Consider the following 25,709-nt stretch of genomic DNA (forward strand, 5'->3'; position numbering starts at 1 on the left):
CGGCTGCGCACCTCAGCCGGCGTGCCGGATCACCACCAGCGCCTGGTCGTCGTCGGACCCGGAGAGCTTGCCCAGGATCGCGTCGGCGATCGCCTCCACCGGCTGGTCGCGCACCGGCACGATGACGTCGTGCAGCGCCGCCACCCCCGCGTCGTACGACTGGTCGCGCCGCTCCACCAGCCCGTCCGTGTACGCCACCAGCAGGTCGCCCGGGCCGAACGGCACCGTCGTCACGGGCACCGGTTCGCGGACCAGCCCCAGCGGCAGCGCGGGACCGGTGCGTACCGTCTCCGGGGCCCGGCCGGGGCGCACCAGCACCGGATTCGGATGCCCGACCCGGGCCATCGCCACCTCGCCCCGGACCGGGTCGACCTCCATCGCCAGGCAGGTGCCGAGGAACCCCACACCCAGCAGCTCGGTCAGCCGGGGGAACACCTCGGCCAGCGGCACCCCGGTACGGATCAGGGTGTTCACCACCGTCCGCAGCTGCGCCATGTCGGCGGCCGCCTCGACCTGGTGACCGACCACGTCGCCGACCACCACCGCCAGCCGTTCCGCGTCCAGGGCGATCAGGTCGTACCAGTCGCCGCCGAGGTGCAGGCCGCTCATCGCCGGCTGGTAACGGGTCGCGATCTCCAGGCCGGGCGGGACGGTCGAGGCGGAGGTCCGCAGCCGTCCCGCCAGCCGGGTCACCAGGTTGTGCTCGGCGGCGGCCAGCCGGACCCGTTCCAGGGTCTGCTCGCACAGGTCGGCGATGGTGTCCAGCTGCGCCAGGTCGCCCTCGCGCAGCCGGCGCTCCCGCTGCCAGCCGAACCCGAGCGCGGCGATCGGCCGGCGCTGCGCATCCAGCAGCGGCAACGCCACCGTGGTCACCATGCCGTGCGCCCCGGCCAGGTCGGGCAGGCCCGGGAAGAGCGCGGCGAACTCGGCCCGGTCGCGCACCACCACCCGCTCGCCGGTACGCAGCGCGTGCGCGATCGGCCGGGGGTCGTCGATCATCAGGTCGGCGAAGCTCGCGGAGAGCGCGGGCGGCGCGTCGTGGTACCAGAGCCGCACCCGGCGTCCCTCGTCCCGCATCGCGAGCCCCGGCAGCGTCGCGCCCAGCGTCGCCGGCGCCGCGCTCAGGATCACCTCGATCGCCTCCCCGGTGGACCGGGTGACGCTCAGCCGCGCCGCGAAGTCCGCCATGGCCAGCGCCGAGCCGGTCAGTTCGGCGCGGCGCAGCGCCTGGCTGCACAGCCCCGCCACCGCGTCGAGCAGAGTGTGCCGTGCCTCGTCGTCGGCCACCGGCCGGCTCCAGCGCACCTCCAGCGCGCCGAGGACACCGCCGTCGCCCTCGCGCAGCGGCAGGCAGACCCCGGCGCCGTCGGCCAGCGGCACGGTCGTGTCGTCGCGTACCGCCCGGGCCAGCGGCACGTCGGCGCCGAACGGCAGTCGCTGCGGGCCGTCGCCGTCGGTGACCTCCAACGTCGGCGACCCGGGCGCGGCGACCGCCACCCGGACGACGGACGCGCCGGCCACCGCCGGGACGGTCGAGGTGATCGCCTGGACGACGGCGTCCTGCCCGCGTGCGGAGCTGAGCGCCGCGGCGAGCCGGGCCAGCCCCTCTGCCTGACGCAGGGCGCGCTGCCGGTCGCCGACGTCCCGGGCCACGGTGGCCACGAACGCGGTGGTGTCCCGGTCGTCCCCGGCGGTGACGGTGAAGGTCTGATGGTCCACGTCGAGCCGCTCGCCGGTGTCCAGCCGGGCCAGCCGGGTCTCCGCCCGGTGGTGCCCGGCGCGCAGCGCCGCCGGGATCAGCTCCCGCTGCCACACCTCGCGCGCCTCGGGCGCGGCGAAGTCCAGCAGCCGCAAGCCGTCCACCGGGGCCGCCGCGGCCAGGCCGACGAACTCCCGGCCGGCGGGGTTGACGTAGACCGCGCGCCCGTCCGGGGCGGCCACCGCGATGAAGTCGCCGGAGCGTTCCACCAGGGCCTGGAAGAGCCGCAGCTCCGCCTGGGTGGCCCGCTCCGCGCTCAGGTCCGTGGCGTACGCCAGCCACCGCAGCGGCTCACGCTCGAGGGCGACCACGCCGATCTGCACCGGGACGGCGTGCCCGTCGGCGTGCCGGTACTCCTTGTCGTACGTGCGGGCCCGGCCGGCGCCGCGCAGCTCCGCCAGCGCCCGCGCGTCGGCCTCCTCCCAGCCCGGGGGAGTGAGCCGGCGCCAGTCCAGCCGGCCCTGCGCCACGTCCTGCGCGGTGTAGCCGAGCATCGTCAGGAACGCCTCGTTGGCCTCGGTGACCAGGTCCTCCTCGCCACCGAAGACGGCGAGCACGTCGGTGGCGGCGAGCCGCTCGAAGCGGGCCCGTTCCTCGCCGAGCGCCTGCAGCAGCCGGGTCCGCTCGGTGACGTCGACCACGGTGAACCCCAGCCCGACCAGTTCGTCGGTGCCGGCGATGCGGATCGGGAAGTAGCTGGACACGAAGTGCCGGCGGTCCGCACCGCCCGGCAGCGGCTCGGCGGTGAACTCCACGCCGACGACCGGGCCGCGCTCGAGCGCCCGGCGCATCAGCTGCTCCACCCGGGGCGGGTACACCCGCCGCAGCTCGCGGGGCCGGCGGCCCAGGTGGTCCTCGGCCGGCAGGCCGTGGAACGCGGCCAGCGCGGGGTTGACGTGCAGGTGCCGCAGCTCGGTGTCGACCAGGCCGACCCCGATCGGGGCGCTGTCCAGCAGGGCGCTGCTGATCGCCGCGGTCCGCCGGGCCGCCGCCTCCGCGAGCACCCGGTCCTCGATGTCGTCGACCGTGCCGATCCACTCGGTGATCGCGCCGGCCGGGTCCCGCAGGCTGGCCGCGCGCACGGCGAAGTGCCGGTACCCGCCGCTGGCGGCGTGCCAGAGCCGCCCCTCCGCCTCGAACAGCGGGGCCCGGCCGGCGACGGCCTCCCGCCAGGCCGCCTCGATGCGCGGCCGGTCCTGCGGGTGCAGCGCCGTGCCCCAGCCGGTGCCCCGGTACTGCTCCCAGCGCTGCCCGGTGTACGCCTCCCAGGACGGCTGCGGCGCCACGATCGCACCGGTGGCGTCGGCCGTCCAGACCACCGCGCTGGACGCCTCCACCAGGGTACGGAAGCGCTGGTCGGCCTGGTGCTGGGCGGCGCGCGCGGCCGCCTCGGCCCGCCAGGCGCGTTCCCGCTCGCTGGCCTCGCGGACCGCGTCGCGCAGCCGGTCGACGACCGCGTCCTGCCGGGTGACCGCCTCCACCCGGCGCAACGCCTGGCTGCCGGCGGCGCTGAGCAGCCCGCCGAGCAGGTGCTCGTCGGCCGCGACCGACCGGGGCCGGGGGAACTGCACCCAGGCCCGCCACTCCCGGGTCGTCGTGCTCAACCGGGCGGGCACCCCGGGGACCGCGTCGCCCGTCGGTGACTCGTCGTCCCGGCCGGCGCGCAGCCGGGCGGCGACCGCCGGGTCCAGCTCCGCCACTGCGACCGTCGAGTCGGCGGTGTGCGCGCGGGCCGGCTCGTCCGTCCGGACCAGGTACGCCGTGCCGGCGAACGCGCCGCCGAGCGCGCGGGCGGTCAGCGCCAGCACCTGCTCGGTGTCGGTGGCGGTCGCCAGCTGCTCGGTCAGCGCGGCGGCCGACCGGTGCCGCTCCCGGACCAGGTGCTCCTCGGTGACGTCGCGCACCGTGCCGACCAGGACGGTGCGGTCGTGTTCCGGGTCGGGCACCTCGGTGGCGGAGACCGACACCCAGTACAGGTGGCCGTCCCGGTGCTGGAACGGCACCTCGTACGCCCCGGTGTGCTCGTCGAGCAGGTGCACCAGCGCCCGCTCCAGCAGCGCGCGTTCCCGGGGGTGCGCCGCCGGGTCGGGCCACCACGGGTACGGCGGCGGGTACGGCACCCCCTCCGGCCCGTACCCGGTCAGCTCGGCGAAGGTCTCATCGACCTGGAAGACGGTGCCGTTCGCGTCCGCCACCCAGACCCCGTCGGTGATCGACCGCACCAGCTCGGTCGCCCAGACGCCCCGGCGCAGCCGGTCCCGGGCGCGCTCCAGGTTGGCCCGCACCCGGGCCGTCAACTCACGGGCGGAGAAGGGCTTGACCAGGTAGTCGTCGGCGCCGGCGGCCAGCCCCTCGGCGGCGGCCTCGGGGCCCGCCCGGGCCGACAGGAGCACCACCGGCAGGTGCGAGGTGGCCGGTTCGGCGCGCAGCGCGGCCAGCAGCCCGAAGCCGTCCAGCAGCGGCATCATCACGTCGGCCAGCACCAGGTCCGGCGGGTCGGCGGCGATCAGCGCCAGCGCGGCGCGGCCGTCGGCGGCGGTCTGCACCCGGAACTGCGGAGCGAGCAGCTCGGTGACGTAGTCGCGCAGGTCCGCGTTGTCGTCCACCACCAGGACGAGCGGGGCGCCGTCCGGCCCGGCCGCCCGCCCGGTGCGGGCCGGTCCGGCCGGCTCGGCGGCGAGCACGGCGGCCCGGTCGACCGGCGCGGCGCCGGTCGGGACGGCGGTCGCCGTGCCGTCGGCCCCGGTCCCGTACGGCATCCGCACCTCGAACGTCGACCCCCGGCCCAGCACGCTGGTCGCGCTGATCTCCCCGCCGTGCAGCTGCACCAGCTCCCGGGCCAGCGCCAGCCCGATGCCGGTGCCCTCGGCCGACCGGCCGGGCGGGCCGTTCACCCGGTGGAACCGCTGGAACAACTGCGGCACCTCGTCGGCGGGGATGCCGACGCCGGTGTCGGTGACGCTGAGCCGGAACCCGCCCCGCGTCGCGCGCAGGCGCAGCCGGATGCCCCCGTCGAGGGTTGCCTTGAGGGCGTTGGAGAGCAGGTTGAGCACCACCTTCTCCCACATCGCCCGGTCCAGGTACGCGGGGCGGCGCAACCGCGGGCAGTCCACCTCGAAGGTGAGCCCCGCGCGCTCGATGGCGGGGGCGAAGGAGGCGGCGATCTCCCGGGTGAACCGGGCGACGTCCACCGCCACCCGCTGCGGGGTGAGCCGGCCGGCCTCGATCCGGGTGAAGTCGAGCACGCTGTCGACCAGCCGGCGCAGCCGCGCCGTGTTGCGGTCGGCCAGTTCCAGCCGGCGGCGCGTCGACTCCGGCAACGGCTGGTCCCGGTCGTCCAGGGCGTCGCGTACCGGGCCGGCGATCAGGGTCAGCGGGGTGCGCAGCTCGTGGCTGACGTTGGCGAAGAACGCCGACTTCGCCGCGTCCAGCTCGGCCAGCGCCTCCGCGCGCCGGTGCTCCTCCTGGTACGCCCGGGCACCGGCCAGCGCGGTGCCGATGTGCCCGGCCAGCAGAGTGAGGAAGGAGCGGTACCCCTCGTCGACCGGCCGGCGGGGGTTCAGCCCGGCCGCCAGCACCGCGGTCGGCTCGGCGCCGCCCGGCTCCGGTACCGGCACCAGCGCGACCACCGGGGTGCCCGGCCGGGCCGGATCGCCGGCCGGGTCCAGCGGCAGCAGCCGCATCTCGCCCCGCGCCAGCACCTCCGCCAGCGGCCAGCCGCGCTCGACGTCCGGCGGCACCGGGTCCCCACCGGCGCCGGCCAGGCGCAGGCCGTCCGGACCGGGCAGGTAGAGCCGGACGATCGGCACCGCCGGGTTACCGGTGAGGGTGGCCGCCGTCCGCCGGGCCACCTCGTCCGGCTCGACCGCGTCGACCAGGGCCGCCGTGAGACCGCTGATCGCCCGCAACCGGCGGTCGCTGACCACCCGGTCGGTGGTCTCGGTGACCGCGGTGAAGATGCCGCCGGCCCCGCCGGACTCGTCGATGATCGGGCTGTACGAGAAGGTGAAGTAGCACTCCTCGACGAAGCCGTTGCGGTCCAGCAGGAGCAGCTGGTCCTGGCTCCAGGTGGCGCCCTCGCCGGCCAGCACGCCGGTGAGCATCGGGCCGATGACGTCCCAGATCTCCGGCCACACCGTCGCGCCGGGCCGGCCCAGCGCGTCCCGCTTGGACGAGCCGAGGATCGGCAGGTACGCGTCGTTGTGCAGCATCACCAGCTCCGGCCCCCACCAGAGCAGGATGGGGAAGCGGGAGTGCAGGCAGATGGTGACCGCGGTGCGCAGGCTCTGCGGCCAGGAGTCGACCGGCCCGAGCGGGGTCGCCGACCAGTCGTGGGCGGCGATCCGCGCGCCCATCTCACCGCCGGCGGCGAAGACGTCCCGCCAGTGGAAGTCGTCCGGCCCGGTGGTGCGACGCGGGGACTGCGTCATCTCCACCTCCGCTCGGCGGCTCGGGCGTTTCCCCATCGGTCGGACCGTACCAGCGGACGGTGACTTCGTCCCTGGTCGATCGGGCCGGGCGGGCGGGGTTCGCGGACGAACGGCCCAGCCGGTCGGCAACCGGGTGCGCCGGCGGGGCAGTTGGCCGGAGCGGCCGGTGCGGCCCGCCTCCGCGTGGGACGCTGTGCCGAGTCGGGGGACCGGCGCACGGCGACGCCGGCCGCGCGGGAGGGGGCGCCATGACGGGTACGCCGCAGCTGGACTTCGCGCTCGACACGTACGAGTGCATCGTGCTCTACCCGGGGGCCGCCGGCCGGGTCCTGCCCGAGGAGACCGTGCAGCGCCTGCAGGCCGAGCACTTCGAGCACATGCAGGCCTTGCAGCGCCGGGGGATCGTGCTGGTCTCCGGGTCGGTCGACGGACCCGCCCGGGAGCCGGCGCCGCCGATCGGCTTCGGGCTGGCCGGCACCGGCTCGGTGGACGACGTGCGCAGTGTGATGGAGGCCGATCCGGCCGTGCAGGCCGGGCTTTACCAGGTCGACGTGCTGACCTTCCTCTGCCCGGCCGGCTCCCTGGAGTTCCCGCTGGTCAAGAAGGAGAGCTAAGGGCCTGTGTCAAAGCCCCTGGCCGGCCTGCGGCGGGCCCAGACGACGACCGGCCGCGTTGGAGATCTGTCCGGATACAACACCGGTATCCGAACAGATCTCCGCCTTGCCGGATCGACGCCTGGACTCCGCCTCGGCTCGACCGAGGACTTTGACACAGGCCCAGGCGACTGTCGTCAGGGTGACGGCGCCGGCCGCCGCGCGGGTGTCCACTGGGAGGCTCCGGACGGCGGGCGCGCCGGGCGCCGCCGGGCCGGGCCGAGGAGCCCCGATGACGGCCACCACCACCCCCGACCTCTCCCGCGCCGCCGCCGAGCTGCGTGAGCTGCTGGGCGACCGGCTGCTGCGGCCCGCCGACGCCGACTACCCTCCCGCGACCCGGGTGTGGAACGGCGCGGTCGACCGCGCACCCGCGCTGGTCGTCCGGTGCCGCGACGCCGACGAGGTGGCCGGCGTGCTGCGGGTCGCCCGGCGACACCGGGTGCCGCTCTCCGTCCGGGCCGGCGGCCACGACTGGGCCGGCCGGGCGCTGCGCGACGACGGCCTGGTGCTCGACCTGACCGGGATGCGCGACGTCGAGGTGGATCCGGCCGCCGCGACGGTCACCGTGGCCGGCGGCGCCACCGCCGGTGACGTGGTCGCGGCGCTGCGCCCGTACGACCTGGTGGTGGCCACCGGCGTGGTCCGGGCCGTGGGCATGGCCGGGCTCACCCTCGCCGGCGGGTACGGCCCGCTCTGCGGCCGACACGGGCTGGCGCTGGACAACCTGCTCGCCGCCGAGGTGGTGCTCGCCGACGGCCGCCGGGTCACCGCCGGCCCGGAGCACGAAACCGAGCTCTTCTGGGCGCTGCGCGGCGGCGGTGGCAACTTCGGGGTGGTGACCCGGCTGACCTACCGGGCGCACCGGCTGCCCGCCGCGCTCGCCGGGATGGTCATGTTCGCCCTCGACGAGGCCGTCGACGTGCTGCGCGGTTACCGGGACCTGGTCGCCGACGCGCCGGACGAGCTGACCGTGATGGCCGGCTTCCTGCCCGGGCCGGCGGGCGAGCCGCTGGTCTTCGTCTGCCCCGTGCACAGCGGCGACGACCCGGCCGCCGGCCGGCGGTACGTCGAGCGGATCCGGGCGCTGGGCACCCCGCTGGTGGACCAGGTGGCGCCGCTGCCGTACGAGGACGTGCTGCGGATGTTCGACGGCGGAATGGTCGACGGCAACCACTACCTGCTGCGGACCCGGTGGCTGCCCGGGCTCACCGACCAGGCGGTGGCGGTGCTGGTCGACGCCGCCCGTCGGGTCGGTTCGCCGTACTCGGCGATCGCCCTGCACCACTTCCACGGCGCGGCGAGCCGGGTGGGCGCCGGCGACACCGCCTTCGGGCTGCGCGCCGACCACCTGCTGGCCGAGGTGATCGCGGTCTGGGCGCCGGGCGACGAGCCGGGGCCGCAGCGCGAGTGGGCCGAGCGCACCAGCGCCGCGCTCGCCCCGCACGCCCTGCCGGGCGGCTATCCGAACCTGCTCGCCCCGGAGGAGACCGACCGGGTCCGGCTGGCGTACGGCGACAACTGGGCCCGGCTGCGCCGGGCGAAGCACCGGTACGACCCGACGGCGGTCTTCTCCGCCGTACCCACCCTGCCGGCGACCACCGGCGGTCGGTGAGCGGTGCCGGGGTGGGTGCGCGGCGTGGGCGTGGGAGCGGCCCCGACGGCGGGTGCGGACGGGCGGTACGATTCCCGGCGCGCGGTCGCCGATGCCCGCCACTCACGACGTCTCCCGGTGCGGCTGCGCGCCCGCCGGTCACGCGCTCGCCGCGGCGCGTCGTTGGACAACTGTTCCGCAGTCCGAAAGGGGTCGGCCCGCAGGTCGACCCGGAGGAGAGACTAGCCTGATGGGCGTGACACGCCGCGCGAAGATCGTCTGCACTCTTGGCCCTGCCACCTCGTCCCCGGAGCGGATCCGGGGGCTCGTCGAGGCGGGCATGAACGTGGCCAGGCTCAACTTCAGCCACGGCAGTCACGCCGACCACGAGTCGGTGTACCGGCTGGTGCGGGAGGCGGCCGAGGCCGCCGGGCGCCCGGTCGCCGTCCTCGCCGACCTCCAGGGCCCCAAGATCCGCCTCGGCAGGTTCGCCGACGGCCCGCACGAGTGGCGCACCGGCGACTCCGTGGTGATCACCGGCGACGACATCGTCGGCACCAAGGAGCGGGTCTCCTGCACCTACCGCAAGCTGCCGCAGGAGGTGAAGCCGGGCGACCGGCTGCTGATCGACGACGGCCGGGTCGCCGTCGAGGTCAGCGACGTCACCGGCAACGACATCCGCTGCCTGGTCACCGAGGGCGGGCCGGTCTCCAACAACAAGGGCGTCTCGCTGCCGAACGTGGCGGTCAGCGTGCCGGCGATGTCGGAGAAGGACGCCGAGGACCTGCGGTTCGCGCTCGGCCTGGGGGTCGACCTGATCGCCCTCTCCTTCGTCCGCTCGGCCGACGACATCAAGCTCGTGCACGGCATCATGGCCGAGGAGGGCGTGCACCGCCCGGTGCTGGCCAAGGTCGAGAAGCCCGAGGCGGTGGACGAGCTCGAGGCGATCGTGCTGGCCTTCGACGGCATCATGGTCGCCCGCGGCGACCTGGGCGTGGAGCTCCCGCTGGACCAGGTGCCGCTGGTGCAGAAGCGCGCCGTGCAGCTCTGCCGGGAGAACGCCAAGCCGGTCATCGTGGCCACCCAGATGCTCGACTCCATGATCGAGAACTCCCGGCCGACCCGCGCCGAGGCCTCCGACGTCGCCAACGCGGTGCTCGACGGCGCGGACGCGGTGATGCTCTCCGGCGAGACCAGCGTCGGCAAGTACCCGGTGCTCACCGTCAGCACCATGGCGAAGATCATCACCACCACCGAGTCCGGCTCGATCGGGGTGCCCCGGCTCCAGCACGACCCGCGTACCCACGGCGGTGCGCTCACCGTCGCCGCCTCCTCGATCGCCCGGGCCATCGGCGCCAAGGCGCTGGTCGCGTTCTCGCAGACCGGCGACACCGTCAAGCGGCTCTCCCGGCTGCACTGCGACCTGCCGCTGCTGGCCTTCACCCCGGTGCCCGAGGTGCGCAACCAGCTCGCCCTCTGCTGGGGCGTGGAGACCTTCCTGATGCCGTTCGTCGAGCACACCGACGACATGTTCCGCCAGGTCGACCAGGCACTGCTCGGCCTGAACCGGGCCAACCCGGGCGACTACGTGGTGATCGTGGCGGGCAGCCCGCCCGGCACCCCGGGCTCCACCAACACCCTGCGAGTGCACCAGCTCGGCTCGCTGGTCGACGCCGCGTCCGCGCGGGCCCTGCAGTGACCGAGCGCGCGGTGGCCGGACAGGCCGCGGTCGACCAGTTGCTGGAGGTCCTCGACCTCGACCACACCGGCGAGATGACCTTCCGGGGGATGAGCCCGCCGGTCGGCCCGCAGCGCGTGTACGGCGGTCAGGTCGCCGGGCAGGCCCTCGTGGCCGCCGGGCGCACCGTCGACCCGGAGCGCTTCGTGCACTCGCTGCACGGCTACTTCGTGCGCCCCGGCGACCCGGCCGAGCCGATCGAGTACCAGGTGGAGAACGTCCGCGACGGCCGCTCCTTCTCGGTACGCCGCTCGGTCGCCCTGCAGCACGACAAGCCGATCTTCTTCATGTCGGCCTCGTTCCAGCGGCAGGAGGAGGGCCTGGACCACCAGGCCCCCACGCCGCCGGACGTGCCCGGCCCGGACGACGTGCCGACCATGACCGACCGGCTCTCCCGTTACCCGGAGCGGCTCGGCATCTGGGGGCAGATCCCGCGCCCGATAGACGTCCGCTACGTCGGCGAGCCCGGCTGGGTCCGCCCCGGCGACCGCCCGGCCGACCCGCACCAGCGGGTCTGGATGCGCATCGACGGCAAGCTGCCGGACGATCCGCTGCTGCACGCGTGCGCCCTGACATACGCCTCCGACCTGACCCTGCTGGACTCGGTGCTCTCGGTGCACGGCGAGGTCTGGGGCCCCGGCGGCGTGGTCGGGGCGAGTCTCGACCACGCGCTGTGGTTCCACCGGTCGTTCCGGGCCGACGAGTGGTTCCTCTACGACTGCTGGAGCCCGTCGGCCTCCGGCGCGCGGGGGCTGGCCACCGGCCGGATGTTCACCACCGACGGCCGGCACATCGCCAGCGCCGTGCAGGAGGGTCTGCTGCGTCGCGTCGGCGCGTGATCAAAAGGGTGAGGGGCGGCAGACCGGGCGGCTGACCAGCCGACTAGCCTTGCCGTCATGCGCCTCTCCGCCCGGGTCGACTACGCCCTCCGCGCGGCCGCCGAACTGGCCTCGGTCGCCGGCGGCGCGAGTGTCGGGCGGTCCCGCCCGGTGACCGCCGAGCAGATCGCCCGGGCCCAGGAGATCCCGCCGAAGTTCCTGGAGAGCATCCTGCTCCAGCTGCGCCGGGGCGGCATCGTGCACGCCCAGCGCGGGCCCGAGGGTGGCTACTGGCTGGCCCGGCCGGCCGCGGAGATCTCGCTGGCCGAGGTGATCCGGGTCATCGACGGGCCGCTGGCCCACGTGCGCGGGCAGCGCCCCGAGGAGCTGGGCTACCACGGCGCGGCCCGGGCCTTGCAGGAGGTCTGGATCGCGTTGCGGGCCAGCGAGCGGGAGATCCTGGAGCAGGTGAGCATCGCCGACGTGGCCGCCGGTGAGCTGCCGGGCCGGATCACCGAGCTGGTCGCCGACCCGCGCGCCTGGAGCTGAGCGCCCGAGCCCGCCGGCCGTCCCACCCACCGATAGGGGCTTGACCCAGCCCCCGCCGTGCCGCATTGTCGACCAAGTCGATAGGAGATGCCGAAAAGTTCGGAGGGGCGCGCGTGCGCAAGCTTCTGGTCCTCGCCCTGGTCGGGCTGGCCGCCCAGCTCGTCGACGGGGCGCTCGGCATGGCGTACGGGCTGACCTCGTCCACGCTGCTGCTCTTCGCGGGCATCGCCCCGGCCACCGCCTCCGCCTCGGTGCACCTGGCCGAGATCGGCACCACCCTCGCCGCCGGCGTCGCGCACTGGCGCTTCGGCAACGTCGACTGGCGGGTGGTCGCCCGGATCGCCGTGCCGGGCGCGCTCGGCGCCTTCGCCGGGGCCACCTTCCTCAGCGCCATCTCCACCGAGTCGGCCGCACCGTGGATGGCGGGCATCCTCTTCGTCCTCGGCGCGTACCTGCTGGTCCGCTTCTCCCGGCCGCTGCGTCCCCGGGCCGCCGCCGGGGGCCTGCGCGCCCGGTTCCTCGGCCCGCTCGGCCTGGTCGCCGGCTTCGTCGACGCCACCGGCGGCGGCGGTTGGGGCCCGGTCGCCACGCCCGCACTGCTGGTCTCCGGCCGGCTGGAGCCGCGCAAGGTGATCGGCTCCGTCGACACCGCCGAGTTCGTGGTCGCCGGCGCGGCCAGCATCGGCTTCCTGATCGGCCTGGGCACCCAGGGTTTCCTGCTGCCCACCGTGGCCGCGCTGCTGGTCGGCGGCCTGATCGCCGCGCCGGTCGCCGCCTGGCTGGTCCGCATCGTCCCGGCCCAACTGCTCGGCGCGACCATCGGCGGCGTGATCGTGCTGACCAACGCCCGCACCCTGATGCGCGCCGGCGAGTGGGGCGGCGCCGTCCGCCCGGCGGTCTACGCGCTGCTCGCCGTCGGCTGGGCGGTCGCGCTGGCGTTGGCGGTGCGCGCGCTGCGCCGTACCCGCCGGGCCCGCGCCACCGCCGACGCCGCCCTCGCGGCGACCGGCGACGCCGGGCCGGTGGGAGCCGCGACGCCGACGCCGGCCACGTCGGCGCTTGCCGGCTCGCCGGCCACCGCGCCGGTCCAGGACCCGTCGCGCCTGGCCACGGCCGACCGCTGACCCGATCGGGTACGCCCGCAGTCGCTTTCGGCCCGCCGACACAGACCGACCCGGCGGCGAGGCACCGACACGGCCCGGCCTGACGCGGCCTGCCAGGCGGCGGCCCGAGGCGACCCGGCCCGGCGGCCGGCCCGGCTCGGCGGCCGGCCCGGCCCGGCTCGGCACGGGCCGATCGACGCGGCTGACCCGGCCCCACGAGCGGCGGGCCGCGATCGGCAAGACCCCGCGGGGGCCGGGGGCACGACAGGCTCGACGGGAGTCGGCTGCTCACCCAGCGTCACCGGGCTGCGGGTGGATGTTCCCGAGAGCGATATGCCTGTGAGGCATAAATATGACTCACAGGCATATTGCTCGTCAGGGAGACTGCCGCCGGCCGCCGCCCGCCGCAAAGGGGTCAGTCGGCGAGCACCTCGCTCGCGGCGGCGGCCAGCAACCCCCACGCCTCGTCCACGTGCTCCTCGGTGGTCAGCGGCGAGCCGACCGCCAGCCGCAGCGTGTACCGGCCGCCGACCCGGGTGTGCGTCAGGTGCACCCGCCCGGTGCCGTTGACCCGGGCCAGCAGCGCGGCGCTCGCCTCGTCGCCGGCCCGCAGCCGGAAGCAGACCAGCGAGAACGGGTGCGGCGCGGCGAGGGCGAACCGGTCGTCGGCCGCCACCCGGCCGGCGAACCGGTCGGCCAGGGCGATGCCGCTCCGGATGTGCGCCCGCAGCCCCTCGACGCCGTACCAGCGGAGCACGAACCAGAGCTTCAGCGCCCGGAAGCGTCGTCCCAGCGGTACCTGCCAGTCCCGGTAGTCGATCACCGCGCCGGACTCGGTGGCGGCGTTGCGCAGGAACTCCGGCATCACCGTCAGCGCCTCGATCAGCTCGCCTCGGTCGGCCACCCAGAACGCGTCGCAGTCGAAGCCGGTGAGCAGCCACTTGTGCGGATCGAAGCAGTACGAGTCGGCCTGCTCCAGCCCGGCGTGCGACCAGCGCAGCTCGGGGCAGACCGCCGCCGCGCCCGCATACGCGGCGTCGACGTGCAGCCATACGCCGTACTCGGCGCAGATCGCCCCGATCTCCGGCAGCGGGTCGACGGCGGTGGTGGAGGTCGTCCCGACGGTGGCCACCACGATCGCCGGTACGTCCCCGGCGGCCCGGTCGGCCTCGATCGCCGCGCGCAGCGCCGCCGGGCGCATGGCCAGCGTCCCCGGGTCCACCTCGATCGGGCGCACCCCGTCCTCGCCCAGCCCGGCGATCCGCGCCGCCTTCTCGATGGACGAGTGCCCCTGGGTGGAGGTGTACGCCCGGTACCGCCGGTCGACCCCCGCCGTGCGCCACCGGCCGCCGCCGGCCCGGTGCAGCGCGCCCAGGGTGGCGACCAGGGTGGCCGAGGAGGCCGAGTCCTGGATGACTCCGCCGCCCCGGCCGGTGGAGCGGAACTTCTCCGGCAGGCCCATGATCCCGGCGAGCCAGTCCAGCATCACCGTCTCCAGCTCGGTGCAGGCCGGGCCGGTGGCCCAGAGCATGCCCTGCACGCCGAGGCCGGAGCTGACCAGGTCACCGAGAACGCTGGGGCCGGAGGTGTTGGCCGGGAAGTAGCCGAAGAACCCGGGGTGCTGCCAGTGCGTCAGCCGGGGCGTGATCAGGGTGTCCAGGTCGGCGAGCACGTTCTGGATCGGCTCGCCGTGCTCGGGCGGGTGCGCGGGCAGCGCCGCCGCCACCGCGCCGGGCGGGTCCTGCGAGGTCACCGGCCGCTTCCCCAGCGTCGTCCAGTAGTCGGCGATCCAGTCCACCACCGCGTACCCGGCGCGGCGGAACTCCTCCGGGTCCATGTGCTCAGCCATCCGACGAGTCGACCAAACCGATGCCGCGCGGGCAAGCGTGCCGGCTCGCGGCGGTCGACGGCCGCTCGACACCCGGGGTGCCTCGCCGGGTCCCGGTAGGCACCGGGTCGCCAGCGCGGAATCCGCACACTGGCGACCCGGTGCTCCACACCGCAGCACCCCCGACCCGTCCCGACCGGGTGTGCCGTACCACCACCGGTGATTAAGTTAGGCGCGCCGCGCGACGGTGGGGTGACGTGGGTATGAAGAGCGTGTTTCAGGCATTCCGGCTGAGCCCGCCGGCCACCTCACCGGCGAGAAGTTCGAACGAACGCACCCGGTCGGCCACGTCGTACACCATCGTGGTGATCATCAATTCGTCCGCGGCGGTGCGGGCGAGCAGGTCGCCCAGCTGCCGGCGGACCGTCTCCGGCGAACCCATCGCCTGCCCCTCGCGGCGCTGCCGCACGAACTCGCGCTCGAACTCGTTGAACGGGTACGCCGCCGCCTCCTCGGGAGTGGCGAGCGGCTCCGGCCGCCCCGAACGCAGCTTCAGGAACGACAGCGCGCTCGGCCCGGCCAGCCACTCCGCCCGCTCGTCGGTCTCCGCGCAGACCACGTTGACCGCCACCATCGCGTACGGCTCGTCCAGCCAGCGCGACGGACGGAAGTTCTCCCGGTACACCTGCAACGCCGGCAGCGTGTGCTGCGCGCTGAAGTGATGCGCGAACGAGAACGGCAACCCGAGCAACCCGGCCAGCCGGGCGCTGAACCCGCTCGACCCGAGCAGCCAGACCGCGGGGGACTGGCCGAGCCCCGGAGTGGCGGTGATCTGCCCCGGCTCGTCCCCGCTGAAGTAGTTCATCAGATCCGCCAGCTCGCGGGGGAAACCCTCCGCCGACAGCCCCTCCATCGTGCGGCGCAACGCCAGCGCGGTCACCTGGTCGGTGCCGGGCGCGCGCCCGATGCCCAGGTCGATCCGGCCCGGGTGCAGCGCCTCCAGGGTGCCGAACTGCTCCGCCACCACCAGCGGGGCGTGGTTGGGCAGCATCACCCCGCCCGAGCCCAGCCGGATCGTGGCGGTGTGCGCCGCCAGGTGGGCCAGCAGCACCGCCGGCGCGGAGCTGGCGATCGCCGGCATGTTGTGGTGCTCGGCCACCCAGAACCGCCGGTAGCCCAGCTCCTCGGTGCGGCGGGCCAGCTCGGTGGTGGCCCGCAGGGCCTCCCCGGCGGACGCGCCCCGGGCCACGGGGGCAAGGTCGAGAACAGACATCGGTACGTCGATCACGCCTGTGATCAACTCGGCGCCCGCCTGAATTGTTCCCCTCGCCCGGCATCAGCCCATGCCGCGCGCCTGCTCGAAGATCAGGCTGGTCTGGGTGTGCTGCACCGCCGGGTCCACGGCCAGGTGGTCCAGCACGAAGTCGCGCAGCGCGTCCCCGGACGCCGCCCGCACGTGCAGCACGTAGTCCTCCGCGCCGGCCACGTGGAACACCGACACCACCCCGGGCAGCCGTACCGAGCGGGCCCGGAAGGCGTCCACCGCGGGCCGCTCGTGCGCGGTCAGCCGGACCGACACCAGCGCCTGCAACGGCAACCCCACCGCGGCCGGATCCACCTCGGCGTGGAAGCCGCGGATCGCCCCGCAGTCGCGCAGCGCCCGGGTGCGGGTCAGGCAGGTCGAGGGCGCCACCCCCACCCGCTCGGCGAGGGCGTTGTTCGGCAACCGGCCGTCGGCGGCCAACTCGGTCAGGATCGCTCGGTCGACGTCGTCCAGCGCGGCGAAGGGCCGCACATCATTCGGCGCAGAGGGCATGTGACCATCTTCCCGCGAATACTGCGACAACGAAAGCGCCATACGCAGAATCATCTTCGAATCTCTTGCCCTCCGCTGGCTCTTTGTTCGACGCTTCCGGCATGACGACGGTGGACACCCGGGCCGTGCACGCCGGCCGCGACGACCTCGCAGCGCTCGGCGTCCACGTGCCGCCGATCGACCTCTCCACCACCAACCCGCTGCCCTCGGTCGAGGGCGGCGGCGACGCGTACGAGCTGCTCGCCACCGGCGGCACGCTCCCGGCCGGCGCCAGCGCCGTCTACCAGCGGCTGTGGAACCCGACGGTGGCGCGTTTCGAGACCGCCCTCGCCGAACTGGAGGGCGCCGCCGCGGCGGTCGCCTTCGCCAGCGGCATGGCCGCCCTGACCGCCGCGCTGCTCGCCGCCACCCGCGACGGCAAGCGGCACGTCGTCGCCGTCCGCCCCCTCTACGGCGGCACCGACCACGTGCTCGCCACCGGGCTGCTCGGCACCGAGGTCACCTGGGCCCGCCCCGACGAGGTCGCCGCTGCCGTCCGCCCCGACACCGCCCTGGTGATCGTCGAGACGCCCGCCAACCCCACCCTCGACCTGGTCGACATCGCCGCGCTCGCCACCGCCGCCGGCGACGTCCCGCTGCTGGTCGACAACACCGTCGCCACGCCGGTGCTCCAGCAGCCCGCCCGGCACGGCGCCGCCCTCGTGCTGCACAGCGCCACCAAGAGCATCGGCGGCCACGGCGACGTGCTCGCCGGCGTCGTCGTCTGCGACGCCGACTGGGCCGCCCGGCTGCGCCAGGTGCGCGCCGTCACCGGCGCCGTGCTGCACCCGCTCGGCGCGTACCTGCTGCACCGGGGCCTGCAGACCCTGCCGCTGCGGGTCCGCGCCCAGCAGGCCGGCGCGGAGAAGCTCGCCGCCTGGCTCGCCGGCCACCCGGCCGTCGTCCGGGTGCACCACCCGTCGGTCCACGACCCGGCCGGCCTGGTCGGCCGCCAGATGTCCGGCACCGGCAGCCTGCTCGCCTTCGAGGTACGCGGCGGCGCACCCGCTGCCGCCGCGGCCGCCGGCGCCTGCGAACTGATCACGCACGCGGTGTCGCTCGGCGGGGTGGACACCCTGATCCAGCATCCGGCGTCGCTCACCCACCGGCCGGTGGAGGGGGACGCCAAGCCGGACGGTGGTCTGCTGCGGATTTCCGTCGGGCTGGAGGACCCGGAGGACCTGCGCGCCGACCTGGAGCGCGCACTCGCGTCGATCTGATCAGCACGGGCCGGCGCTCGCCGATGTCGTGGCCGACCGGGTGCCCGCCTGCGGCCGCCCCGCTGTGGCCACCGGGGTCATGATTTCGGGCCGACGTGCCGGTCAAGGGTGGCGACGGCTTCGCGCCGGGCCACGGAGAGCGACCATGGCAGATTCATCCGCCAGGCGATGCCGAGCAGGTCGAGCGCCCACTGGCAGAGGCCCATGATGTCGGCCGACCGGTTCGAGAACATGTAGCGCGGATAGACATAGGTCCTGCCGCGGACGGTCACCCGGTTGGCGAACCGGCTGCCGTCGGAATGAAACAGCCCGCGCAGGAAGTGGCCCGGATGCGCGGTGACGATCTTCCGCTGCCAGTCAGCCAGGATGATCGGCCGTTCGTGCTTCTTACCCGGCCCGTGCTGAGGGAGCAGGCAAGGCCAGTGCTTGCCGGTGCTCTGCACGGCGACGCAGCCGCGCTTCTGTATCCGCTGGACCTTGTTCGCCAGCACCGCCTTCATCGCGCTGTCGCAGGCGTCGATCAGGCCGGGCCACGCGTCGGCGCAGTAGATGCGAAGCACCGGCACCCGGTCGGTCGTGACCAGATGTCCGTCGCCGAGATACAGGCCGAGCAGGTAGGAGTAGGCCGCCGGATCGGTCGGATTTTCGACAGCGGGTGAACAGCGGAAGCACCGGACCGCCGTGCCGAACATCGCCGGCTCCGGTCGGTCGACGCACCAGTGCCACACCGTGGTGTAGGGCAACGAGAGGGTGCGCGCCACCGATTGGATGTTGTGGCCACGGGCGCGGAGGGCGCGGGCACGTGCTCGCAGCTCAGGTGGGTGCACCTCTGCATCATCGAACACGTGTATGACAAAAGTGCCGGGAGCGGGACTCGAACCCGCACGCCCTCTCGGGCAAATGCTTTTGAGGCATTCATGTCTGCCGATTCCATCATCCCGGCGTCACCCCTGCGGAGGGTGTGGCTCACTGTACCCGACTAGGCTTCTGCGAGAGCATGGGTGGTAGCCGTGCCGAGATCGATGGTGGGAGTGGCTCGTGGCCGAGACGCAGACGGATGCCGAGCGCAGGCGCGTACTGATCGCCGAGGACGAGGCGCTCATCCGGCTGGACCTGGCCGAGATGCTGGTCGAGGAGGGCTACGAGGTCGTCGGCGAGGCCGGTGACGGCGAGACCGCCGTCCGGCTGGCCGAGGAGCTCAAGCCGGACCTGGTCATCCTCGACATCAAGATGCCGATCATGGACGGGCTGGCCGCCGCCGAGCGGATCGCCGGCGCCCGGATCGCCCCGGTGATCATCCTGACCGCGTTCAGCCAGCGCGACCTGGTGGAGCGGGCCCGGGCGGCGGGCGCGATGGCGTACCTGGTCAAGCCCTTCCAGAAGAGCGACCTGGTGCCGGCGGTGGAGATCGCCCTGTCGCGCTACTCGGAGATCGCGGCCCTGGAGTCGGAGGTCGCCGGCCTCACCGACCGGCTGGAGATCCGCAAGACCGTGGAGCGGGCCAAGGGCGCGCTGATGACCACGTACGGCATGACCGAGCCGCAGGCGTTCAAGTGGATCCAGCGCACGGCGATGGACCACCGGATGACCATGAAGGAGGTCGCCGAGCGGATTCTCGCGGAGACCGCCGGCGGCGAGGTCGCGCAGCCGACCGCCTGAGGCTTCCCGGGCCCGGCGGGTCCCGGGAATGATCGGCGATGGCTAGCATCGACGCGTGTCCACTCGGCGCGTGCTCGCGGTGCTCGGCGTCCTCGCCGTGCTACTGGCCGCCGCCTGTGATCCGGCGCCCGCGCCGCGCCGCGCCGAGGCACCCGTCCGTCCGGCGTGGCAGCCGCTGACCCTGCCCGCACCGACCGGTCCGCCGGGCCGTGCGCTGCTGCGCGACGCGACGGCCTGCGCCGGCCGGTGGTACGCCGTGGGCGGCGTCGCCGACGCCGCCGGGGGGACCCGTCCCGCCGCCTGGACCAGCCGGGACGGTACGAGCTGGACGGCCGTGCCGATCGCCGCGGATTCCTTCTACGGCCGGCAGAACGTGCTCTACTCGGCCGGCTGCCGCGACGGCGCGCTGGCGGTGATCGGCGCGAAGGTCGGCGGCGCGCACGGCTACCCCCGGGTGAGCACCTGGCGGCAGCGCCCCGACGGTGGGCTGGTCGAGGTGTCGGCCTCATTCGAGACGTACGGCGGGCCGACGGCGGTGAACGTGTCCCGCCTGACGGGCGGCCCGGCGGGCTGGCTGATCGTCGGCAACCGGTCCAGTGGCGCGGCGGCCTGGGTGTCCCCGGACGCGGCGGACTTCGCGCTGGTGGAGGGGGCGCCGGAGCTGGCCAGCGACGGGCGGGGGGTCAGCTGGGCGTTCGACGCGGTGGGCGTACCCGAGGGGTGGTTGGCGGTGGGTGGGGTGCTGCCCGCCGGCCGGATCGACCGCGACCCGGTGGCCTGGTCGTCGCCCGACGGCCGCACCTGGTCGCGGACGGCGCTGCCCGGCACGGACCGTTACGAGGAGTTGCAACGGGTGGTCCTGGTCGACGGCGTTCCGGTGGCGCTCGGGCTGCTCGGGCAGACCTTCGGCGCCTGGCGGGCAGACCGCGGGGGCTGGACGGCGGTGGGTGGCTTCGGTGGCGCGGTGGCGTCGCCGGCCGCGGGCGCCCGGTCCGGGGTGCCGGCGGTGGACGGGCTGGTGGCCGCGGGCGGGCGGTTGGTCGCGTCGGTTTCCGACGGCACGTCCCGTTCGGTGTGGGTCTCCACCGACCTCGGTGCCTCCTGGCGGGGTGTTGAGCTGCCCGTTTCCGTGCCCGCCGGGGCGGACCGGGACGTGGCGGTGGTGGCGGTGGGGGAGCGGCTCTGGCTCTTCGCCGACGAGGGCGTCCGGTCCGGGGCGTGGTCGGCCCCGATGCCCGCCGTCCCGCGATGAGGGCGCACCTGAGGCATTAAGGACCGCTCAAGGAACGACCTGTTACGGCGTCCGTATCGATCGCGCACGTCTTCGTAACGGTTTGGCAGACCACGCCTCAAGCCCTTCCTCGGCCGTATGAGTGTAGGTACGCTCCGCCATCACGAGCCGTAACGCAGGGGCGTCCCTGCCGGGTGGGGTGGTGGTGCGGGCTGTGCAGTCGCCGTCCTCTCGGTGCAGTCGCCTTCTGCTTCTGGAGGAGGTCAGGAAGCCGTGAGGCGTAGCTATGTACGGGTGCTCGGAGCCGCCGCGATCGCTGCGGCGATGGTCGGCGCCGCGGGTTGCCAGGACTCGGGTGGTGGCGACACCGCCGCGTCCGGTGACTGCGGTGGCAAGATCGCTATCTTCGGCGCGTTCACCGGTGACAACGCCGGTCTGGTGCTGCCGTCGCTGAACGGCGCGAAGCTCGCCGTCAAGCAGTTCAACGAGCAGAACAAGGACTGCAAGGTCACCCTGCAGGAGTTCGACACCCAGGGTGACCCGGCGGTGGCCACCCCGTTCGCGAACCAGATCGCCGGCGACACCTCGTTCCTCGGCGTGATCGGTGGTCACTTCTCCGGCGAGTCCGACGCCACCATGCCGATCTACCAGGCCGCCGGCCTGGCCATGGTCAGCCCCTCGGCGACCCGGACCGACCTGACCCAGAAGGGCAACACGTCCTTCTTCCGGGTGGTCGGCAACGACGGCACCCAGGCGGGCGCGGTGGCGACCTACCTGAAGTCGCAGAACGCGGCCAAGGTCTTCACCATCGACGACGGCAGCGCCTACGGCGCGGGTATCACCGCCGAGCTGGGCAAGAACCTCGGTGGGTCGCTGGCCGGCACCGACAAGATCCAGGAGAAGCAGTCGCAGTTCGACGCGACCATCTCCAAGATCAAGGCGGCGCAGGCGGACTTCGTCTTCTACGGCGGTTACACCCGTGAGGCCGCTCCGCTGGTGAAGCAGATGCGCGCGGCCGGTATCCAGGCCAAGTTCGTCGGCCCGGACGGTCTGTACGACCCGGCGTTCCCGCAGGGCGCCTCCGGTGGCGCCGAGGGCGCCATCATCACCTGCCCCTGCCTCCCGGCCGACAAGGCCGGCGGCACCTTCTCCGCCGACTACCAGAAGGAGTTCGGCCAGGCGCCGGGTTCCTACGGCGCTGAGGGCTTCGACGCGGCCAAGATCTACCTGGACGCGTTCAAGGACGGCAAGAAGAGCCGGGCCGACATCCTCGCCTACGTGAAGTCCTACGACAAGCAGGGCGTGTCGAAGTACATCAAGTTCGACGCCAAGGGTGACGTCGACCCGTCGAAGGTCGTCATCTGGGCGTACCAGATCAAGGGCACGGAGATCGCTGCTCTGCAGGAGCTCAAGCTCAGCTGACGACACGGCACTGGAGTGCGGCCGGGGTGTTGTCCCCGGCCGCACTCGATGCAAGGAGACCCCGGTGAATTTCGACGAACTCTTCGGCCACCTCGGCCAGCACACCGTCGACGGGTTGTCCAAGGGGGCGATCTACGCCCTGATCGCCCTGGGCTACACCCTCGTGTACGGCGTGCTGCGTCTGATCAACTTCGCCCACTCCGAGGTCTTCATGGTCGGCACCTTCGCGGTGCTGGGCGTGTGGACCGCGTTCGGCGTGGAAAATAACCCCCCGGCCGGCCAGGCCATCCTCTTCCTGGTGCTCGGTCTGATCGCCGCTGCGGTCGCCTCGGGCGGCACGGCCCTGGCGATCGAGCGGATCGCCTACCGTCCGCTGCGGCGCAAGAACGCGCCGCCGCTGATCTTCCTGATCACCGCGATCGGCCTCTCCCTGGTGCTGGTCGAGGTCTTCGGCCTGCTCCTGCCCGACGTGGCCGGCGGCGCGCTGCCGTCGCTGTTCGGCCGGGCCCGGCAGATCGTCGGCATGCCGACGATCATCAAGCAGGAGACGCTGATCGAGATCGGCGGCACGGCGATCACCAACATCCAGGTGATCGTGTTCGTCTCGGCCATCGTGATGATGGCGCTGCTGGACTGGTTCATCAACCGCACCCGGTACGGCCGGGGCGTGCGGGCGGTGGCGCAGAACCCGGAGACGGCGGCGCTGATGGGCGTCAACCAGGAGCGCGTGATCATGCTGATCTTCGTGCTCGGCGGCATCATGGCCGGCGCGGCCGCGCTGCTGTGGAGCATGCGGTTCGGCTTCACCCAGAACAGCATCGGCTTCGTGCTCGGGCTCAAGGCGTTCACCGCCGCGGTGCTCGGCGGCATCGGCAACCTGCGCGGCGCGCTGGTGGGTGGCCTGTTCCTCGGCATCGTCGAGGTCTACGGCGCGACCCTGTTCACGTCCCAGTGGGAGGACGTCATCGCGTTCGTCGTCCTGATCGTGGTGCTGATGTTCCGACCGACCGGCCTGTTGGGTGAGTCGCTGGGGAGGGCCCGAGCATGATCGACAAGATCCGGTCCGCGGACCGTCGGCGGGTCAGTTTGCTGACTTCCGTCGGGGACCGATTCAAGGCGCTGCCGAAGTGGCAGCGGATCCTCGCGTTCGTCGCCCTGGTGGCTTTCCTGTACTACCTGCCGTACCTCGGCATTCCCGGCCTGACCTGGCTGCGCACCGACTTTATTGCGGGTGGCAACAACTGGGCCGGCGTGCTCTTCGTCTGCGCCATCTACGTGCTGGTCGCGATCGGCCTGAACGTGGTGGTCGGCCTGGCCGGCCTGCTCGACCTCGGCTACATCGGCTTCTTCGCCGTCGGCGCGTACAGTGTCGCGCTCTTCGGCTCGGTCAACTCGCCCGTGGTCAAATGGATCCAGAACGAGTTCGACCTGCCGCCGACCTGGGCGGTGACCTGGGCGATCTGTCTGCTGCTGGCGATCGTGCTCACCATGGTCTTCGGGGTGCTGCTGGGCTGGCCGACGCTGCGCCTGCGCGGTGACTACCTGGCGATCGTGACGCTGGGCTTCGGTGAGATCATCCGCATCATCGCCCGGAACTCGGAGTCGGTCACCAACGGCCCGCAGGGCATCTCGGCCATCCCGGGTCCCGAGGGTCCGCCCTCGGCGGAGAACCAGATCTTCGGCCTCATCGACGCGAAGCCGTGGTACTGGCTGGCCCTGACCGCGGTGCTGCTGATGGTCTTCGCGGTGCGCCGGCTGGAGCACAGCCGGGTGGGCCGGGCCTGGCTCGCCGTCCGGGAGGACGAGGACGCCGCCGCGGTGATGGGCGTCTACCCGTTCAAGTTCAAGCTCTGGGCGTTCGCCATCGGCGCGGCCCTGGGCGGGCTCTCCGGGTTCCTGTTCGCCAGCCGTAACGCGTTCATCGACCCCACCCAGTTCAACGCGAACCTGTCGATCCTCTTCGTCGCCATGGTCGTGGTCGGCGGGTCGGGCAACATGGTCGGGGTGTCGCTGGGTGCGATCCTGCTGGCCTACCTTCCGGAGCGGTTCCGGGAGGTCGCCGACTACCGTTGGCTGGCCTTCGGCCTCGCCATGGTGCTGGTGATGATCCTGCGTCCGCAGGGCCTCATCCCGAGCCGGCGGCGGACCCGTGAGCTGAAGGATCGCGCGGCGGAAGCAGAGGAGGCGCCCGCTCATGTCTGACGAGACCACCGGCACTTTGGCGCCGAAGATTCCGACCCAGCCGGGGCCCCGCCCCGTGCTGCTGGAGGTCGACGACGTCACGCTCCGTTTCGGTGGCGTGGTCGCCCTCGACAAGATCAGCTTCGAGATCCACCAGGGTGAGATCCTGGGGCTGATCGGGCCGAACGGGGCGGGCAAGACCACCACGTTCAATGTGATGACGGGCGTCTACAAGCCGACCTCCGGGTCGGTCCGGTTCGCCGGCGAGCGGGTGACCGGTCGCAAGCCGCACCAGATCAGCCGGATGGGCATCTCCCGGACGTTCCAGAACATCCGGTTGTTCCCGGAGATGACCGCGCTGGAGAACGTCATCGTCGGGACCGACTCCCGGCACAAGACCAGCGTGCCGGGGGCGCTGTTCCGGCTGCCCCGGCACAAGCCCAAGCCGCACGAGCTGCCGCAGGTCACCGCCGCGTCGGGCATCGCCCGGACGTGGCAGCAGATCCGGCGGTCGTTCGCGCAGACGTTCGGGCTGTCCCGGCACATCCTGGAGGAGCGGGCCGCCGAGGCCAAGGCGCTGGAGCTGCTGCGCTTCGTCGGGATCGCCGACCGGGCCAACGACGCGGCGCGCAACCTGCCGTACGGCTACCAGCGCCGGTTGGAGATCGCCCGCGCGCTGGCCACCGAGCCGAAGCTGATCTGCCTGGACGAGCCGGCCGCCGGCTTCAACCCGGCGGAGAAGGAGGAACTGCTCGCCCTGATCCGCAAGATCCGTGACATGGGGCTGACCGTGCTGCTCATCGAGCACGACATGCGCCTGGTCATGGGGGTCACCGACCGGATCGTGGTGCTGGAGTTCGGCCGCAAGATCGCCGAAGGGGCGCCCGCCGAGGTCAGTCGGGACCCGAAGGTGATCGCCGCATACCTGGGGGAGTCCGCCGATGACGCTGCTTGAGCTGAACGACGTCAGCGTGTCGTACGGCCGCATCGAGGCCCTGCACGGCATCAGCCTGACCGTCAACGAGGGTGAGGTGGTGGCCCTGATCGGCGCGAACGGCGCCGGCAAGACCACCACCATGCGGGCCATCTCCGGGACCCGGGCGCTCTCCGGCGGCCGGATCACCTTCAACGGCGAGGACATCAGCAAGCTCCGGGCCGACCTGCGGGTCGTCCGGGGGCTGTGCCAGTCGCCCGAGGGCCGGCAGATCTTCCCCGGCATGACTGTGCTGGAGAACCTCGACATGGGGGCGTACACCCGGCGGGACTCCGCCGGCATCGCCGCCGACCTGGAGAAGGTGCTCGAGCTCTTCCCGCGGTTGCGGGAGCGGCGCAAGCAGGCCGGCGGCACGCTCTCCGGCGGCGAGCAGCAGATGCTCGCCGTCGGCCGGGCGCTGATGAGCCGGCCGAAGCTGCTGCTGCTCGACGAGCCGTCGATGGGCCTGGCCCCGATGGTCATCCGGCAGATCTTCGACATCATCACGGAGATCAACCAGCAGGGCACCACGATCCTGCTGGTGGAGCAGAACGCGCAGCAGGCGCTCTCCCGGGCCCACCGCGGCTACGTGCTGGAGACCGGCCGGATCGTGAAGGAGGGGTCCGGTCAGGACCTGCTCACCGACCCGGCGGTCAAGGAGGCGTACCTCGGCGTCGCCTGAGGCGTCGTACCGTC

The 25,709-nt window shown here is 73.5% G+C and carries 19 protein-coding genes and 1 tRNA gene; 14 read left to right on the forward strand and 6 right to left on the reverse strand.

The genetic code is table 11. The annotated features are described in order from the left end of the window. Positions 1-12 precede the first annotated feature (12 nt). Positions 13-6,189 carry a PAS domain S-box protein gene (locus tag ACSNN7_RS11935; protein ID WP_436680805.1) on the reverse strand — a complete coding sequence of 2,059 codons (6,177 nt, stop codon included), beginning with the start codon at positions 6,187-6,189 and terminating at the stop codon, positions 13-15. A gap of 248 nt (positions 6,190-6,437) precedes the next feature. Here ACSNN7_RS11935 and ACSNN7_RS11940 point away from each other — a divergent pair, with 248 nt between their 5' ends. The 6 genes from ACSNN7_RS11940 (at position 6,438) to ACSNN7_RS11965 (ending at position 12,665) form a co-directional block, all read left to right on the forward strand. Further along, a complete protein-coding gene (locus ACSNN7_RS11940) occupies positions 6,438-6,803 on the forward strand; it encodes a YciI family protein (protein WP_436680806.1) in 366 nt (121 codons plus the stop codon). Between the two features lie 271 nt (positions 6,804-7,074). Beyond that, positions 7,075-8,457 carry an FAD-binding oxidoreductase gene (locus ACSNN7_RS11945; RefSeq protein ID WP_436680807.1) on the forward strand — a complete coding sequence of 461 codons (1,383 nt, stop codon included), beginning with the start codon at positions 7,075-7,077 and terminating at the stop codon, positions 8,455-8,457. A gap of 229 nt (positions 8,458-8,686) precedes the next feature. Next, positions 8,687-10,135, forward strand: coding sequence for a pyruvate kinase (pyk, locus tag ACSNN7_RS11950; protein ID WP_436680808.1), 1,449 nt, complete (start codon positions 8,687-8,689; stop codon positions 10,133-10,135). After that, positions 10,132-11,013, forward strand: a complete 882-nt coding sequence (locus tag ACSNN7_RS11955) for an acyl-CoA thioesterase (protein WP_436680809.1) — start codon at positions 10,132-10,134, stop codon at positions 11,011-11,013. The genes pyk and ACSNN7_RS11955 overlap by 4 nt, the downstream gene beginning before the upstream one ends. Before the next feature lie 57 nt (positions 11,014-11,070). Beyond that, positions 11,071-11,541: an RrF2 family transcriptional regulator gene (locus ACSNN7_RS11960; protein WP_436680810.1), complete on the forward strand. Its 471-nt coding sequence runs from the start codon at positions 11,071-11,073 to the stop codon at positions 11,539-11,541. Positions 11,542-11,654: 113 nt separating this feature from the next. After that, positions 11,655-12,665, forward strand: a complete 1,011-nt coding sequence (locus tag ACSNN7_RS11965; RefSeq protein ID WP_436680811.1) for a sulfite exporter TauE/SafE family protein — start codon at positions 11,655-11,657, stop codon at positions 12,663-12,665. A gap of 394 nt (positions 12,666-13,059) precedes the next feature. Here the strand turns inward: ACSNN7_RS11965 and ACSNN7_RS11970 are convergent, their stop codons facing one another. From ACSNN7_RS11970 to ACSNN7_RS11980, 3 genes are all read right to left on the reverse strand, one after another. After that, a complete protein-coding gene (locus ACSNN7_RS11970) occupies positions 13,060-14,493 on the reverse strand; it encodes a pyridoxal-dependent decarboxylase (protein WP_436680812.1) in 1,434 nt (477 codons plus the stop codon). 256 nt (positions 14,494-14,749) lie between these two features. Further along, on the reverse strand, positions 14,750-15,745 hold the full coding sequence (locus tag ACSNN7_RS11975; RefSeq protein WP_436680827.1) for an LLM class flavin-dependent oxidoreductase: 996 nt from the start codon (positions 15,743-15,745) through the stop codon (positions 14,750-14,752). A gap of 63 nt (positions 15,746-15,808) precedes the next feature. Then, entirely contained in the window at positions 15,809-16,288 is a 480-nt protein-coding gene (locus tag ACSNN7_RS11980; protein ID WP_334450514.1) for an Lrp/AsnC family transcriptional regulator, read from the reverse strand. Positions 16,289-16,371: 83 nt separating this feature from the next. On the opposite strand from ACSNN7_RS11980, the gene ACSNN7_RS11985 reads away from it, so the two are divergent. Further along, positions 16,372-17,547 (forward strand): trans-sulfuration enzyme family protein, encoded by a 1,176-nt coding sequence (locus ACSNN7_RS11985; RefSeq protein WP_436680813.1) that lies wholly within the window; start codon positions 16,372-16,374, stop codon positions 17,545-17,547. 77 nt (positions 17,548-17,624) lie between these two features. On the opposite strand, the gene ACSNN7_RS11990 is transcribed toward ACSNN7_RS11985, so the two are convergent. Beyond that, positions 17,625-18,308 (reverse strand): transcriptional regulator, encoded by a 684-nt coding sequence (locus ACSNN7_RS11990; RefSeq protein ID WP_436680814.1) that lies wholly within the window; start codon positions 18,306-18,308, stop codon positions 17,625-17,627. Positions 18,309-18,406: 98 nt separating this feature from the next. Beyond that, positions 18,407-18,490: transfer RNA gene (locus ACSNN7_RS11995), tRNA-Leu, on the reverse strand. Between the two features lie 95 nt (positions 18,491-18,585). Here ACSNN7_RS11995 and ACSNN7_RS12000 point away from each other — a divergent pair. The 7 genes from ACSNN7_RS12000 to ACSNN7_RS12030 all read left to right on the forward strand — a co-directional run bounded on the left by ACSNN7_RS12000 (position 18,586) and on the right by ACSNN7_RS12030 (position 25,695). Continuing rightward, positions 18,586-19,206, forward strand: a complete 621-nt coding sequence (locus ACSNN7_RS12000; protein ID WP_154943735.1) for an ANTAR domain-containing response regulator — start codon at positions 18,586-18,588, stop codon at positions 19,204-19,206. A 55-nt stretch (positions 19,207-19,261) separates the two neighbouring features. Next, positions 19,262-20,458: a hypothetical protein gene (locus ACSNN7_RS12005; protein ID WP_436680815.1), complete on the forward strand. Its 1,197-nt coding sequence runs from the start codon at positions 19,262-19,264 to the stop codon at positions 20,456-20,458. A gap of 252 nt (positions 20,459-20,710) precedes the next feature. After that, a complete protein-coding gene (locus ACSNN7_RS12010) occupies positions 20,711-21,859 on the forward strand; it encodes a branched-chain amino acid ABC transporter substrate-binding protein (protein WP_436680816.1) in 1,149 nt (382 codons plus the stop codon). A gap of 64 nt (positions 21,860-21,923) precedes the next feature. Then, positions 21,924-22,907: a branched-chain amino acid ABC transporter permease gene (locus ACSNN7_RS12015; protein ID WP_436680817.1), complete on the forward strand. Its 984-nt coding sequence runs from the start codon at positions 21,924-21,926 to the stop codon at positions 22,905-22,907. Then, entirely contained in the window at positions 22,904-24,061 is a 1,158-nt protein-coding gene (locus ACSNN7_RS12020) for a branched-chain amino acid ABC transporter permease (protein ID WP_436680818.1), read from the forward strand. The genes ACSNN7_RS12015 and ACSNN7_RS12020 overlap by 4 nt, the downstream gene beginning before the upstream one ends. Further along, on the forward strand, positions 24,054-24,995 hold the full coding sequence (locus ACSNN7_RS12025) for an ABC transporter ATP-binding protein (RefSeq protein WP_436680819.1): 942 nt from the start codon (positions 24,054-24,056) through the stop codon (positions 24,993-24,995). Before ACSNN7_RS12020 ends, ACSNN7_RS12025 begins: the two co-directional genes overlap by 8 nt. Next, positions 24,982-25,695 (forward strand): ABC transporter ATP-binding protein, encoded by a 714-nt coding sequence (locus tag ACSNN7_RS12030; protein ID WP_436680820.1) that lies wholly within the window; start codon positions 24,982-24,984, stop codon positions 25,693-25,695. Before ACSNN7_RS12025 ends, ACSNN7_RS12030 begins: the two co-directional genes overlap by 14 nt. The last annotated feature ends 14 nt before the right edge of the window (positions 25,696-25,709 follow it).

Source organism: Micromonospora sp. URMC 105 (assembly GCF_051386295.1).
Lineage (GTDB): Bacteria > Actinomycetota > Actinomycetes > Mycobacteriales > Micromonosporaceae > Micromonospora.